This window comes from Nonomuraea sp. NPDC052634 (genome assembly GCF_040678535.1).
Classification (GTDB): Bacteria; Actinomycetota; Actinomycetes; order Streptosporangiales; family Streptosporangiaceae; genus Nonomuraea; species Nonomuraea fastidiosa.
On sequence record NZ_JBFATY010000001.1, the window covers coordinates 1 to 13,974 of the forward strand.

At 70.9% G+C, this 13,974-nt stretch carries 13 protein-coding genes; 4 read left to right on the plus strand and 9 right to left on the minus strand.

Annotation, left to right across the window (positions count from 1 at the left end; genetic code table 11):
• Nucleotides 1-11: 11 nt before the first annotated feature.
• Nucleotides 12-125, plus strand: coding sequence for an RICIN domain-containing protein (locus AB0K67_RS00005; RefSeq protein WP_364057352.1), 114 nt, complete (start codon nucleotides 12-14; stop codon nucleotides 123-125).
• Between the two features lie 145 nt (nucleotides 126-270).
• Here the strand turns inward: AB0K67_RS00005 and AB0K67_RS00010 are convergent, their stop codons facing one another.
• Entirely contained in the window at nucleotides 271-870 is a 600-nt protein-coding gene (locus tag AB0K67_RS00010) for an ABATE domain-containing protein (RefSeq protein ID WP_364050225.1), read from the minus strand.
• A 289-nt stretch (nucleotides 871-1,159) separates the two neighbouring features.
• Here AB0K67_RS00010 and AB0K67_RS00015 point away from each other — a divergent pair, with 289 nt between their 5' ends.
• Together AB0K67_RS00015 and AB0K67_RS00020 are read left to right on the plus strand one after the other, a co-directional pair.
• Nucleotides 1,160-1,750: an MBL fold metallo-hydrolase gene (locus AB0K67_RS00015; protein ID WP_364050227.1), complete on the plus strand. Its 591-nt coding sequence runs from the start codon at nucleotides 1,160-1,162 to the stop codon at nucleotides 1,748-1,750.
• A 170-nt stretch (nucleotides 1,751-1,920) separates the two neighbouring features.
• Complete coding sequence (locus tag AB0K67_RS00020; protein ID WP_364050230.1) at nucleotides 1,921-3,207, plus strand: MFS transporter; 1,287 nt, start codon at nucleotides 1,921-1,923, stop codon at nucleotides 3,205-3,207.
• 91 nt (nucleotides 3,208-3,298) lie between these two features.
• On the opposite strand, the gene AB0K67_RS00025 is transcribed toward AB0K67_RS00020, so the two are convergent.
• From AB0K67_RS00025 to AB0K67_RS00045, 5 genes are read right to left on the minus strand one after another with little or no spacing between them, the layout of a single operon-like run.
• Nucleotides 3,299-5,323, minus strand: a complete 2,025-nt coding sequence (locus tag AB0K67_RS00025) for a right-handed parallel beta-helix repeat-containing protein (protein WP_364050233.1) — start codon at nucleotides 5,321-5,323, stop codon at nucleotides 3,299-3,301.
• Nucleotides 5,324-5,349: 26 nt separating this feature from the next.
• Nucleotides 5,350-6,486, minus strand: coding sequence for a mandelate racemase/muconate lactonizing enzyme family protein (locus AB0K67_RS00030; protein WP_364050236.1), 1,137 nt, complete (start codon nucleotides 6,484-6,486; stop codon nucleotides 5,350-5,352).
• A gap of 1 nt (nucleotide 6,487) precedes the next feature.
• Nucleotides 6,488-7,315, minus strand: a complete 828-nt coding sequence (locus AB0K67_RS00035) for a carbohydrate ABC transporter permease (RefSeq protein ID WP_364050239.1) — start codon at nucleotides 7,313-7,315, stop codon at nucleotides 6,488-6,490.
• Nucleotides 7,315-8,250 carry a sugar ABC transporter permease gene (locus tag AB0K67_RS00040; RefSeq protein WP_364050242.1) on the minus strand — a complete coding sequence of 312 codons (936 nt, stop codon included), beginning with the start codon at nucleotides 8,248-8,250 and terminating at the stop codon, nucleotides 7,315-7,317. The genes AB0K67_RS00035 and AB0K67_RS00040 overlap by 1 nt, the downstream gene beginning before the upstream one ends.
• 2 nt (nucleotides 8,251-8,252) lie before the next feature.
• A complete protein-coding gene (locus AB0K67_RS00045) occupies nucleotides 8,253-9,521 on the minus strand; it encodes an extracellular solute-binding protein (protein WP_364050245.1) in 1,269 nt (422 codons plus the stop codon).
• A gap of 138 nt (nucleotides 9,522-9,659) precedes the next feature.
• Between AB0K67_RS00045 and AB0K67_RS00050 the strand changes: the two genes are divergently transcribed.
• Nucleotides 9,660-10,430 carry a FadR/GntR family transcriptional regulator gene (locus tag AB0K67_RS00050; RefSeq protein WP_364050248.1) on the plus strand — a complete coding sequence of 257 codons (771 nt, stop codon included), beginning with the start codon at nucleotides 9,660-9,662 and terminating at the stop codon, nucleotides 10,428-10,430.
• On the opposite strand, the gene AB0K67_RS00055 is transcribed toward AB0K67_RS00050, so the two are convergent.
• From AB0K67_RS00055 to AB0K67_RS00065, 3 genes are read right to left on the minus strand one after another with little or no spacing between them, the layout of a single operon-like run.
• On the minus strand, nucleotides 10,427-12,079 hold the full coding sequence (locus tag AB0K67_RS00055; RefSeq protein ID WP_364050251.1) for a beta-xylosidase: 1,653 nt from the start codon (nucleotides 12,077-12,079) through the stop codon (nucleotides 10,427-10,429). The genes AB0K67_RS00050 and AB0K67_RS00055 overlap by 4 nt on opposite strands.
• Before the next feature lie 45 nt (nucleotides 12,080-12,124).
• Nucleotides 12,125-13,042 carry a carbohydrate ABC transporter permease gene (locus AB0K67_RS00060; protein ID WP_364050254.1) on the minus strand — a complete coding sequence of 306 codons (918 nt, stop codon included), beginning with the start codon at nucleotides 13,040-13,042 and terminating at the stop codon, nucleotides 12,125-12,127.
• Nucleotides 13,026-13,925, minus strand: coding sequence for a sugar ABC transporter permease (locus AB0K67_RS00065; protein ID WP_364050257.1), 900 nt, complete (start codon nucleotides 13,923-13,925; stop codon nucleotides 13,026-13,028). Before AB0K67_RS00065 ends, AB0K67_RS00060 begins: the two co-directional genes overlap by 17 nt.
• Nucleotides 13,926-13,974: the final 49 nt, after the last annotated feature.

Here is a 13,974-nt window from a genome sequence, read left to right on the forward strand (position 1 = left end):
CCATCACCGGCGTGCAGTCGAACCTGTGCCTCGACGCGATAGGCCAGGGCACCGCCAACGGCACCGGCCTGCAGCTCTACACCTGCCACGGCGGCCCCAACCAGCGGTGGTCGCACACCTCCTGAACGAACCCCTGGACCCGCCCGCGCCGGAAGCAGAGGACGACTTCCGGCGCGGGCGCAACCTTTTGTGCGGCGCGCCAGCGAGACCCTTGTGCGGCGCGCCAGCCAGACCCTTGTGCGGCGCGCCAGCCAGACCTTTTCAGGCGTGTCAGCCGGGCTTCGGCCGGCTGCGCCGGGCGTAGGCGCGGGCGGCGCGGGCGCGATCGCCGCAGCGGGTGGAGCACCAGTGACGGCGGCCGTGGCGCAGCAGGTAGCGGTTGCAGGGGGAGGAGTCGCAGGTGATGAGGCGCTCTGCGTCGGGACCGGTGAGCAGGTCGGCCGTATTGGCGGCGAGGGTCGCAAGAGCGTGGTCCAGCACCTCGTTGACGGGGCACGGTGCCGCGCGATAGGGGCCGCGCTTCTCGTCCCAGTACAGCAAGGGGGCCGTGGGGGCCCTGGTCAAGGCGTCGTTGACGGCGGCCAGAGCCGCGGGCAACGCGGGCAGCCCGGCGACGCGGGCGGCGAGCAGCGCCCTGACATGTTCGCGCAGTGAGCGCAGCTGTGTGACGCACATCTCCTGGACCCCGGCGCCGGGCGGGGCGAGGCCGCGTTCGGCGAGCCACCGATTCGTCGACTCCGGGGTGCCGAGGAGATCGATGAACTGCCCGCCCGGCAACGCGATGGCGCTGTTGGCGAAGTCGAGAGCGACGTAGTCCGCCGCTCCCGGTGCGGGCGGCGGCACGGACTCGGCGGTCACGGTCTCCCTCATGTCTCTCATGGTACGGCTTGCAGCCATCCGTGAGATACGTCTACATTGCTCACGGATAAAGCGTCCCTTATCCGTGAGGTGTTGGAGATGACTGACAGCAGCAGGACCGCCGAGCAGATTCCTGTCCGCGTTCTCGGCGGCCCGACCGCCCTTTTCGACTACGGAGGTCTCCGCTTCCTGACCGACCCGACCTTCGACGGTCCCGGGGACTACGAGGTCCCGGGCGGACGGCTGACCAAGACGGCCCCCTCCCTCCGCCGCCGTACCGGGCGACCTCGGCCGCATCGACGTGGTCCTGCTCTCGCACGACGAGCACCCCGACAACCTGGACGACTCCGGCCGGGCGCTGCTCGCCGACGTCCCGCTCACGCTCACCACGCCCGGAGGCAGCCGCCGCCTGGGGCAGGGGGCCAAGGGGCTGGCGGACTGGCAGGCGATCGAGCTGGACCGCCCCGGCGGCGGCACGATCACCGTCACAGGCGTGCCCGCCATTCACGGACCGGGACCGCGCGAGGAGGTCGAACCGGTCACCGGCGAGGTCGTCGGCTTCGTCCTGACCGGGGCGGGTCTGCCCACCGTCTACGTCAGCGGCGACAATGCCTCGCTCGACGCGGTCGAGCAGATCGCACGCCGCTTCGCCCCGATCGACACCGCCATCCTGTTCGCCGGCAGCCCCCGATTCGCGGTGCTCTTCGACGGCGAGCCGATCGTTCTCGACAGCGCGCGGGCCGCCGAGGCCGCCAAGATCCTGCGCGCCCGGCGGGTGGTTCCCGTCCACTACGACAGCTGGGCCCACCTCACCGAGGGGCGCGACGCGCTGGTGGCGGCCTTCGCCGCCGCAGGGCTGGCCGACCGGCTTGACCTCGCCCGGCCGAGCTGACCGGGCAAGCATCGCCAGGCCGGCCGCCGGACACCGGGTGCCAGGCGTGGACACCTACCTTGCCGCCTCGGCCGGCAGCAGCCGGGCGGTCGGCCGGCTCCGCCTTCGTGCGCGCTTGCCCGGGGCCGCCGCGGCGGCCTCCATCCGACCTCTACCGAAGGTGCCTTCTCGTGAGATCTGGTGTGCCTGCAACGACCGGGGACATCCCGCGCCTCCAGGCTCAGCGCCGTGCCCTGATCGTCCTGGTGACCGCGCAGATCCTCAGCGGTCTCGGACTGGCGGCGGGCGTGACCGTCGGCGCCCTGCTCGCGCAGGACGTGTTCGGCTCCACCGGCCTCGCCGGCCTGCCCAGCGCCGTGGGAACCGCCGGTGCCGCGCTCGCGGCCGTCGCCATCGGGCGCCTGTCGCAGGCTCGCGGCCGCCGCTCCGGGCTCGCCGCCGGGTACCTGGCCGGTGCCGCCGGCAGCGCGGGCGTCATCGCGGGCGCCGTCGTCGGCAGCGCGTTCCTGCTGCTCATCGCCCTGTTCGTGTACGGCGCCGGCACGGCGGCGAACCTGCTGGCCCGCTATGCGGGCGCCGATCTGGCCGCTCCCGCCCACCGAGCCCGTGCCGTGTCCATCGTGCTGGTCGCCACCGCCCTGGGAGGGGTGGCCGGGCCCAACCTCGCCGCGCCCTTCGGCGACGTCGCCGCCGCGCTCGGCGTCCCCGAGCTGGCCGGGCCGTTCCTCCTCTCCGGTGCCGCGTACGCGGTGGCGGCCGCCGTCCTGGCCGTCTGGCTGCGCCCGGACCCGCTGCTGCTGGCTCGCGCTCTCGACGCCGAACACGGCGCCGCGGACTCCGGCGACAGACCTGGCGACGCCGCCGACCCGGCACGCCGGGCGACCGTAAGGCGCCTCCCCGGCGTGCCGGTGGGTGCCCTGGTCATGGTGCTCACCCAGCTGATCATGGTCGCGATCATGACGATGACGCCCGTGCACATGCGCGACCACGGTCACGGTACCGCCGCCGCCGGTCTGGTCATCGCCCTCCATATCGGCGCGATGTACCTGGCCTCGCCCCTGACCGGCTGGCTCGTCGACCGCTACGGCCGTCTCACGATCGCCGTCGCCTCCGGGCCTGTTCTCCTGATCGCCGGAATCGTCGCCGCCACCGCCCCCGCGGGCTCCGTGGCCGCGTTCTCCGTGGCCCTCGCCCTGCTGGGACTGGGCTGGAACTTCGGCCTGGTCGCCGGCACCGCGATCGTCGCCGACGCCGTCCCGCCGGACGTCCGCGCGCGCACGCAGGGCATGGTCGACACCGCCATCTCCGTCGCCGGTGCCGCGGGCGGCATGCTCTCGGGCGTCGTCGTCGCCGTCGCGGGCTACCCTCTCCTCGCCATCGGCGGCGGTGTCCTGGCGGCGGCCGTGCTGGCGGCGGTGGTCATGGCGGCGGGGGTCTCCGCCGCGCGCAGCCGGTGAGCGGCGGGCAGGACGGCAGGGCCGCGCCGGGCGGCTCGACCGTTCGGGATCGAGCCGCCCGGCGCGGGCGCTCCACTCGGTGTCTTCGGGGTCAGCGCGCGTTCTTCGAGGTGGGACCGGCCTCGTCGATGATCTTCTTGGCCTCGTCGGGCAGGTCGCCGGCGGTGACGGTGGTGTTGTCGCGTACGGTGTTGCCGCGCTCGCCGTCCACCAGCCCCGTGATGGCGGGGTTCGTCGTGTAGTTGCCGGTCAGCGTGATGTCGCCGGTGCGGTTGCCGTTCTGGTTGTTGGCGTGCGCCCACTGGGCGGCGGTGCCGACGAACACGTTGCGGCTCGCCGAGATGTAGCGGGAGCCCTCGTCGAAGTACAGGCCGAGCTGTCCGCTCTTCTCGCAGTAATTCTGCTCGATGCGGCTTCGGGGCATCGCGGAGAGGGTGTAGATGCAGCCGGCGTCGAACATCGTGTGCACGACGTCGCGTACGTGGTTGCCCACGACCGTGACCTCGCTGGACGTGGTCGGCGTGTCGTAGATGGGCTGGAAGTCGTACAGGCCGCGGTTGATGTACTCGGGGCTGCCGCCCGGGTCGTTGGCGCCCCAGCCGAAGCCGATCCCGATGCCGGTGTACGGCATGTCGGCCACCTCGTTGTGCTCCACGGTCAGCCGCGTGACGTAGCTGGCGAAGATGCCGTCCTGGTCGAGGAACTCGCGGGCGGTGGAGTAGATGCGGTTGCCGCTGATGCGGATGTCCTTGTTGACCATGCGCGGGTCGGACGGGTGGTGCGCGTCGGGCCGTACACCGCCGACGACGATGCCGCCACCGGCGCTCGCGGTGAACGTGCTGCCCTTGACGGTCACGTTGTGCGCGCCCAGCCCGACCCCGGTGGCGTGGGCGTTGGCGTCATTGCCGATGCCGAGCCCGACCGAGCCGAGGTTGACGAACGTGTCGCCGGTGAACGTGATGTTCTCCGCGGCCGACACCTGCACCGCGGCGGGCGCCTGCGACCAGTTGTTGCGCGCGCCCTCGAAGCCCTTACAGCCGAAGGCGCACGAGGTGAACGCGTCCTGCGGCCGGTGCTCCTGTACGCCGGCGATGAACGTGCCGGTCTGCTGGTTGGCGTAGCCCTCGTTGGTGCCGGGCTGCAGCCACGTGGTGCCGGTGAAGGTCAGCCCTTCGAAGCGGAGGTTGCGGGCGGGCTCGTCGTACGTGCCGCCGATCTCCAGCAGCCGCTCCAGGCGGGGCAGCTCCACCCGCGCACGGGACATGTCCTGACCCGGCAGCGGCTTGTAGTAGACGGTCCCGGCGCCCCGGTCCAGGTACCACTCTCCGGGCTCGTCGAGGAACGCCCGGGAGTTCTGCAGGTAGAAGGTGGGGGTGCGCAGCGGGGACTGGATGGTGTCGTAGCCGAAGGTGTTGTTGTCCCAGGCCGGCTGCTGCATGACGACCGTGGTGCCGGAGATGCGCTGCACGGGCGCGAAGCGGTTGGTGAACGACAGCTTCGCCTGCAGCTCGATGCGCTGCTGGTCGGGCAGGCCGGCGAGGTAGGCCAGATCGGGGTCGTCGAGGGTGAAGCCGGTCGCGGTGAGCGTGATGGCGTCGCGGGGCAGCTCGATGCGGGCCCGCTGGGCCAGCGCGCCGTCCACGTAGAGCTGCCGGCTTTCGGCGTCCGTGCCGACCTGCGCCTTGTAGACGCCCTTGTCGGGGTCGTCGAGCGTCCAGCCGGTGACGGGACGGGCGCCGCTCAGCACGGGCCCCGCTCCCCGCGCGGCCTTCCAGGTCACCATGTGCCCCTTCTTGCCGGAGTCGGCGGGGCCGAACCGCAGCGGCTCGGTCAGCCGGTACGTGCCGTCGAGCAGCTCGACGGTGACGTCACGGCCCTCAGCCGCCGCCGCGCGGGCCCGGCGCTGCGCCTCCTGGAGGGTGGCGAGCGGCCTGCCGGCGTTGCCGGGGCCCCGGTCATCGGCGTTCTCGGCGCCGGTGGGCGCGACCACGATGGTCCGGGCCGGTGCGGCCTGGGCCGGTCCGGCGGCGGGACCGGCGATGAGCCCGCCGGCGATCAGTAAGGCGGCGGACGCCACGGCGGGCGTTCGCCTGCGCGACACGATGGGTGGACGCACGGTTACTCCCTTTCCTGTGAGTGCTGTCATGACGGGGGACTGAACAGCCGCAGCCCGGCGCGCTCCGGCCGCACGTCGGGGGTGCCGTCTCGCGGCAGGGGAGGCGTGGCGATCGCGGTCTCGTCGACGGTGATGCCGAGGCCCGGCGAGTCGCCCAGGACGAACGCGCCGTCCTCGACGGTCACGTCCACCGAGATCCCGAGCGGCGGACGCAGGTCCTGCAGCTCGCTGACCAGGTGGTTCGGCACCGACGTGGCGGCGTGCAGCAGCCCGACCGGGGTGGTGCCGATCGGGCTGACCGGCAGGTCGTGGGCGTGCGCCAGCGTGGCGACGCGCAGGAAGTGGGTGACGCCCCATACGGCGGCGGCCTGGACGACGTCCACCGCGCCCGCGGCCAGCAGCGGCCGGTACTGGTCGAGGCCGGTGAGGTTCTCGCCCGTCGCGACCGAGGCGCGGACCCCGCGCCCGACGGCGGCCAGCCCTTCGGCGTCCCAGCGCCGTACCGGCTCCTCGATCCACGTCAGGTCGAGCGTGCGCTCCAGCTCGGCGACGTGCCTGACCGCCTGCTTGCGGTGCCAGGTCTCGTTCGCGTCGAGCATCAGCGCGGGCCGCGCGCCGCGCCCCGCCTCGGTCAGCACGTCGCGGACCAGCTCCAGGCGGCGCCGGTCGCGGTCGATGTCGAGCCCGCCCTTCAGCTTGGCCGCGCGCAGCCCGTGCCGGGCGTACTCCTGGTGCACGCAGACGAGCTCGTCGTCGGTGAGCGCGATGTCCAGCCCGGAGGCGTACGCGGGCACCCGCCGGTCGCGGCCCCCGAGCAGCCGCCACAGCGGTTCGCCCGCCGCCTGCGCCTTGATGTCCCACAGCGCGGTGTCGAACGCGCCGATGGCGCCGAACACCGCGCCCGCGTGGCCGGCCTTGAACGTCCGCCGCAGCATGCGGTCGTAAAGCGCGGTGACGGCGCGCGGATCCTCGCCCTCGATCGCCGGGAACACGGCGTCGAGGTGGGCGTGCGGCCCGAGGCCCACGCCGGTGATCCCCTCATCGGTGTCCACCAGGACGATCGGCACGGCCACGTTCCCGTCGGCGTGCACACCGTTGGCGTCCCCGACGGGGCGGCCCCACGCCTGCACCGTCGTCAACGTCCGATACCCCGAGATTCGCATGTCAGCCCTTCGTAGAGCCGGCGGTGACCCCGTCGGCGATCTGGCGCTGGAGGAACAGATAGATCAGCAGGACGGGTATCGCGGCGATGAGCACCCCTGAGGCGAACTGGGGGATGTTGTCGGAGTACTGCCCGCGCAGCGAAGTGACACCGACCATGAGCGTGCGGTGTTCCGGCGACGGCATCATCAGCAGCGCGATGAGCACGTCGTTCCAGCAGAACAGCGCGTCCAGGATGCCGACGGAGAGCAGGGCGGGAGCGCCGAGCGGGATCATGATCCGCCGGTAGACGCCGTAGGTGGAGTTGCCGTCGATGCGGGCCGCGTGCACGATGTCGGCCGGGATGGTCCGATAGTGGCTGGTCATCAGGAAGACCGTGAAGGGCAGGAACTGCGCGACGTACGCGAGGATCAGCCCCGGATAGGTGTCGATGAGCCCGGTGTCGGCCATCACCTTGACCAGCGGCACCATGATCACCTGGAACGGGATGAACAGCGCCGCCAGGCAGCCGAGGAACAGCGCCGACGAGCCGCGGAAGCGCAACTGGCTCAGCGCGAACCCGGCCATCGACCCGAGGAGCAGCAGCACCACCACCGACGCCGTGACCACGATGAGCGAGTTGGCGAAGTAGCGCGCCATGCCGACGCTGCTCCACGCCGCGGCGACGTTGTCGAGGTGCAGGCCACTGGCAGGGGAGAACCGGTCGAGGATGTACTCCCGCCGGGTCTTCACGGCCACGTTGGCGGTGAACACCAGGGGATAGATGGTGGCCAGCGCGAGCAGCGCCATCGGTACGGCGGCCAGCCACCGGCCCAGACGCAGGACGGGCATCAGTCCTCGCTCCCCGCCCTGCGCAGCAGCGCCACCTGCGCGACGCCGACCACGAGCATGATGAGGAACAGGACCGTGGAGGCCGCCGAGGCGAGCGCCGGGCGGTTCATCTGCCCCTGCTGGATCCACACGTAGAACTCCGGCAGGTACGTCGAGCCCTCCGGTCCTCCGCTGGTCATGATGTACAGCAGGCCGAACATGGACGTCAGCATTCCGATCATGGTGGTGACGACGACGAACTGGATGGTGCGCGACAGCCCCGGGATGATGACGTGCCAGATGATCCGCGGCAGCGACGCGCCGTCGATCCTGGCGGCGTCCAGCAGGGCGGCGTCGAGGGTGGAGAACCCGGCCAGGAAGACCACCAGCGCCATGCCGAACGTCGCCCAGATGTGCACGCCGATGACCGTGAACTTGGCCAGCGCGGGGTCGCCGAGCCAGTCGACGGGCCCGAGGCCGAAGGCGGCGAGCGCGGTGTTCAGCGGGCCGTCGTAGCCGAGCATCAGGTTGAAGATCGCGCCGACGATCACGGGGGAGAGCACGGCGGGGAAGAAGTAGACGCTGCGGAAGAACCGGTGGCCGGGCACCTTCAGATAGATGAACGTGGCCAGCAGGCCGGGGATCGCCACCGCGACCGGCAGCAGCAGCACGAGCAGCCCGACGTTGCCGAGCGCGGTGCGGAACAGCGGGTCGCCCAGCAGCTCGGCGTAGTTGTCGAAGCCGACGGGGGTGCCGTTGCGCTCGCCGTCGCCGGTGAAGGAGAAGTTGACGCCCAGCACCAGCGGCCACAGCCGCAGCGCCACGATGATGAGGACGGCCGGCGCCACCAGGACGAAGGGCGCCAGCCGCTCGGCCCTCGCTCCCCGCGGCAGCCCCGGCCGCCCGTGCCCGGTCCGGCCGGGGCGCAGCGCGGGTGAGGTCGTTCCGACCGGCACGGTCAGCTCGCCTCGTCCGCGGCGGCCAGCTGCCGTACGACGTCGTCCACGCCGGCCGATCCGCTCAGCAGCTGCTGGGAGAGCCGGCCCATCAGGTCCAGGACCTTGCTGGACAGCGCGACGTGCAGCGCGGGCTTGCCGCTGGTGATCTGCGGCACGATCGCGGCGACGGCCGGTGCGTCCTGCGGGGCGGCGATGGTGGTGTCGGAGGTGATCGCGCCGGCGTCGGCGGAGAAGGCGGTCAGCGCGGCGGTCGAGGTCAGCGCCCGTACGAGGTCGGCGGCGAGCGCCGGATCCTTGGTCGTCTTGGCCACGCCGTAGCCGATGCCGCCGTCATAGGGCAGGACGGGCTCGGCATCGCCGGTGACGACGGGCGCGGTCATGACGCCGACGTTGTCCGGGCCGAGGAACTCGCCGAAGTCCTTCCAGTGGCCGACGTCCGACATCAGCCCGATCACGTGGGCGGCCTTGCCGGTGTCGAAGAGGGCGAAGGCGTCGTTGAACAGCGCGGTGGAGTTGGCGCCGTCGTTGTTCAGGCCGTCGTCCTCGGCCTGCTTCCAGAGCCGGAAGATCTCCTTGACGTGGGGCGAGGTCCAGTCGCGCTTGCCCGCGATCCAGTCGTCGTACTCCTTCGGCGTCAGGATGCCCGGTCCGAGCCCCGACATGAAGAACTGGATGCCGAAGCCCTCCTTGTTGCCGAGCGCGAAGCACCTGGCGCCGGTGGCCTTCTTGATGGCGGCGCAGCCGCGGACGAACTCCTCCCACGTCTTCGGCGGGTTCGCCGGGTCCAGCCCGGCCTTGGCGTAGATCGCCTTGTTGTAGTAGACGGGGTGGCCCTGCAGCGTCACCGGGGCGGCGTAGATCGTGCCGTCCTTGCTGAAGGCGTCCCAGCCGGCCAGCCGCTGCTTGTCGGGGGCCACGTACCGGTCGAGCGGCAGCAGCATGTCCACGCGGTCGCGCAGCTGCCCGCCGCCGTTGAAGAGCATGACGTCGGGGCCCTTGCCGGACTGAGCCGCCGTGCCCAGCAGCGTGTAGTACTGGTCGTACGGCTGGGCCACGAACTCGACGGTCACGTCGGGGTGCTTGGCGGCGAAGTCGGCCTTCGCCTTCTCGAGGTAGGACGCCACGCCCGGCTCGCCGGACTTCCAGTCCCAGACGACGAGCTTGTTCGTGGTGCTTTCGGATGAGGGCCGCGCCGGTGCGGCGCTTCCGCAGCCTGTCAGGGCCAGCCCGACGGCGAGCGCGGCCGCCCAGAGGCTTCGCTGCTTCATGGCTTCACTCCCCAGAGCGCGGTCGGCGTCCCCGGCCGCATGCCACGAAAACGTAACTCGTATGACGTATTACGTCAATGGGGGTGGCCTATACTGGCGGGGCGCCGCCCCGGCGGCGGCGCTGGTGTGGAGGGGGATATGACGGCGTCGCAGGAATCGCCCGGGGGCGTCTCGGTCCCGCCCGCGTGGGTGCGCAGGCCGGCCAATCTCGCCAGGGCGGTGACCGCGGAGCTGGTGGAGCGCATCGTGCGCGGCGTGCACCCGTCCGGCACGCCCCTGCCCCCTGAGCCCGTGCTGTGCGAGACGTTCGGGGTGAGCAGGACCGTCGTCCGCGAGGCGGTGAAGATCCTGCAAGAGAAGGGCCTGGTGCAGGTCAGGCAGGGCGCCGGCACCATGGTCACCCCGTCCACGTCGTGGGACATGCTCGACGAGCTCGTGCTCGCGGCCACCATTGACATGGACGAGAGCCTGGCGATCCTCGACGACCTCGTCGTCACGCGCCGCCTGCTCGAGTCCGACATGGCCTACCTCGCCGCCCGGCTGGCCGGCGAGGAGACCATCGAGAGGCTGCTCGCCCTGGTCGATCGCATGGACGAGCTGGTGGACGACCACGTCACCTACGCCGACCACGACCGGGCCTTCCACGATGTGATCATGCAGGCGTCCGGCAACCGCATCGCCAGGGCCGTCGTGCGCGCGCTGGAGAGCCAGGTCATCAACACCGCCCGCTACATGGGCGACCCCCAGCGCGCGCAGTGCGTGGCCTCCAACCAGGGCCATCGCCGCATCTACGAGCGCATCGCCGCGCACGATCCCGAGGGCGCGAGCGAGGCCATGTTCACGCACATCACCGAGGCGTGGCTGGTCCGCCGCAAGGCCTCCAGCGCCCCGGTGCGGTTGCAACGCTAGCCCCTGGCCTCCCGTCCCGACTGCCGCAGCGACATCACCGCCCAGGGCGCCAGCTCGACGTCGAGCTTCAGCACGCCGTCGTCGGGCACGGTCAGCGTGTACGCGCGCAGCGCGTCGGCCACCCTGCCCAGGTGCTCGCGCTGCGCCCTGGTGAGGTTGAGCGGCGCGCCGAGGGCGTACCACGCCTCGGCGACGTTGCCGTGCTCCCAGTCGAGCACCTCGACGAGGAACGTGCTGCCCGGCTCCAGGCCCTCGATCGTGTGGCGGATCCTGCGGCTCGGCCCGACGGCGGCCAGCTCGCGGGTCGCCGCGTACGTGCCGCGCGCGCTCAGCCCCTTCAGCCCCATGCCGTCCGGGTAGTTGAAGAACACCGCCGACACGGCCGAGGTGCGGCTGTCGCGGGTCACCACCCCGTCGGGCGTGGCGAGCAGCAGCCGGTCGCCGAGCCGCTCCAGCATGGTGAACGCGTGGTAGGTCGGCTTGTGGACGCCGTCCTCGTTGATCAGGCCGAACCCGCCGTGGAACGGTCCGATGCCGGCCCCGCCCTCCTCGAAGACGTCGGTGAACGTCCAGTAGGAGATCGAGTCGGCGAGGGACGCGCACTGCAGGTACGAGCGGGTGATGGAGGTGGCGGCGAACACGGTGTCGTGGATGAAGTCGCGCGACGACGGCGAGGTGGACCACTCGGTGATGTGGATCTCCGCGTCGGGGTAGGCGCTGTCGCGCAGCAGCGCGCGCAGCAGGGTCAGGTCGTCGTACGTGGCGTCGGCGTACCGGGTGATCTGCACCGCCTGGCCGTCGGCGCCGTAGGCGTAGTCGGTGGGGTAGAGGTGCGTGGAGACGAAGTCGACCGGCAGCTCGCGCTCGGCGCACCAGGCGAGGAAGTCCTCGATCCACACCGGCCGCCAGTCGAGGGCGTCCACGTCGGTCGCGGCGGCCGTCTCCACCATCGCCGAGCGGTCCTCGGTCTCGCCCTTGTAGCGGTCGTCCGGCACGAAGACGCTGGTGGAGGGGCCGCCCACCTTCAGCTCGGGGTCGATCGCCTTGATCGCCCGCACGGTGGCCTCGTACAGCTCGAAGTACTGGGTCTTGGTGCCGGTCCAGAAGTGGGGGACGAGGTTGGGCTCGTTCCACACCTCGAAGCGCCACCGGCGCACCTCGTCCAGGCCGTACCGATCGACCCAGTGCTCGACCGTCCTGGTGACGAGCTCGGCCCAGCGCGCCATGTCCTTGGGCGGGCTGCAGTGCGCCCGCCACCAGAACAGCGTCTCGGTCTGGGTGGCCAGCTCGCGCGGCATGAAGCCCAGCTCCACGAACGGGCGTACGCCCTGCTCCAGCAGGAAGTCGAAGACCTTGTCCACGTAGGAGAAGGTGTAGACGGGGGAGGGGAGCGGGCTGTTGGGGCCGAAGCCGCCGCCGTAGCTCTCCCGGTAGACGAACATGTCGTCGTGGAAGAGGCCGTGGAAACGCACGTACTTCACGTTGAGTGCGGCGGCCACCTCGGCGAACTGCCGCTGCCAGTCCGCGCGCAGGGCCTCGTTGGCCCGCCCGGCTCCGATGCAGGCGCTCCACACGTGCGGGAACGCGGTCTCGTCGCGCTCCTCGCCGTCGATGAGCAGCCGGGATGCGGGCACAGCGTCGCTCGTCATGGTCTCGCTTTCATTCGAATGAGCAGGAAAACAACAGGAGAGGGTTCAGCCCTTGACGGCGCCCACGGTCAGGCCCGACTGCCAGTACCGCTGCAGGCAGAGGAACGCGATGATCAGCGGGATGATCGTCAGCAGCGACGAGGTGATGACCAGGTTCTGCACGAGGGCGCCGTTGCCGGCCGACGAGCCGAGCTTGTTCCACTGGTTGATGCCGACGGTCAGCGGATACCAGTCGGGATCCTTCAGCATGATCAGCGGCAGGAAGTAGTTGTTCCAGATCGACACGAACGAGAACAGCAGCACGGTCACGCCCGCCGGGGCGAGCAGCGGCAGCGCGATCTGCAGGAACGTGCGGAACTCCCCGGCGCCGTCGATCTTCGCCGCCTCCAGCAGCCCGGTCGGCACGGCCTCGGCGGTGAACACCCACATCAGGTACAGCCCGAACGGGTTGATGAACGACGGGATGAGGATCGCCCACGGGGTGTCGGTCAGGCCGAGCTTGGCGAACAGCAGGAACTGCGGGATCGCCAGCGCGATGCCGGGCACCGAGATCGACCCCAGGATGACCAGCAGGAAGATCCGCTTGCCGGTGAAGTGCAGCTTGGCCAGCGCGTACCCGCCGAGCGCGGCCAGGAACGTGGAGACGGTCGCGCCCACCACGACGTACAGGACGGTGTTGAGCAGCCACCGCGAGAAGATCCCGTCCTGGTAGGTGAAGACCCCGACGATGTTGTCCCATAGCGCGAACTCGCGGCCGGGCGCCAGCCCGAACGTCGAGACGAAGTCCGCCTGCGACTTGGTCGCGTTGATGACCAGCCACACCAGCGGCAGCAGGCAGTAGAGCGTGAACAGTCCGGTCATCACGGTGAGCGTGGTGCTCTTGCGCGGGTTGTCCACCGTGTAGAGCCGGGGGCCCCGGCGGAGCGTCCTCGCCGCGGCCGGAGCGCTACTGGTCGCTTGCATTCCTCAGCCCTCTGATCTGTACGGCGTAGGCGACGGCGATCGTGATAGCCGCCATGACGAGCGCCAGCGCTGCCGCGTACCCCTGCTGCGAGCCGGTGAAGGCCAGGTTGTACGCGTACAGGTTCGGCGTGTAGAAGCTGGTGACGCCGCTGTTGGCCACCATCGTCGGCAGGATCTGCGGCTCGTTGAACATCTGGAACGTCCCGATGATCGAGAAGATCACGGTGACGACCAGGGAGCCGCGCAGCGCCGGCAGCTTGATCGAGCGGACGATCTGCCACTCGTTCGCCCCGTCGATCGCGGCCGCCTCGTACAGCTCGCGGGGGACCGCCTTGAGCGCGGCGTAGAAGATGAGCATGTTGAAGCCGGTGAACGCCCACGTCACCATCACGCCGATGGAGATGAGCGTGGTGTCGGGGGTGAACGGGTCGATGTCGGTGCCGAGGGCGTCGTTGAGGCTGCCGAACAGGCCGTACTTGACGCCGAGCAGGAACCCCCACATGAGGGTCGCCACGATCGCCGGCACCGCGTACGGCAGGAAGATCGTCACCCGCAGGAACCGCGCGCCGTGCAGCCGCCGGCTGTCCAGGGCGAGCGCCAGCGCCGTCGCGAGCAGCAGCATGATCGGCACCTGCACCAGCGTGAAGCCGGCGACGCGCCCGACGCCGTCCCAGAACTGCGGGTCCTGGAAGAGCTTGGTGTAGTTGTCCAGGCCGACGAAGACGTTGCCTCCGACCAGCTTGTCCTGGAAGAGGCTGAGGTAGGCGGCGTACGCGATGGGCACGATGAACACCAGCGCGAACAGCGCCGCGAAGGGCGCGATGAACGCCAGCCCGGTCTGCGACCGGCGCCGCCTGCGCGCCGGTGCGAGTGCCTGGGTCATGTCGGAGTTCCTTCCGGTTCCTGCCGGGGACGAGGCCCGCCCGTCCCCG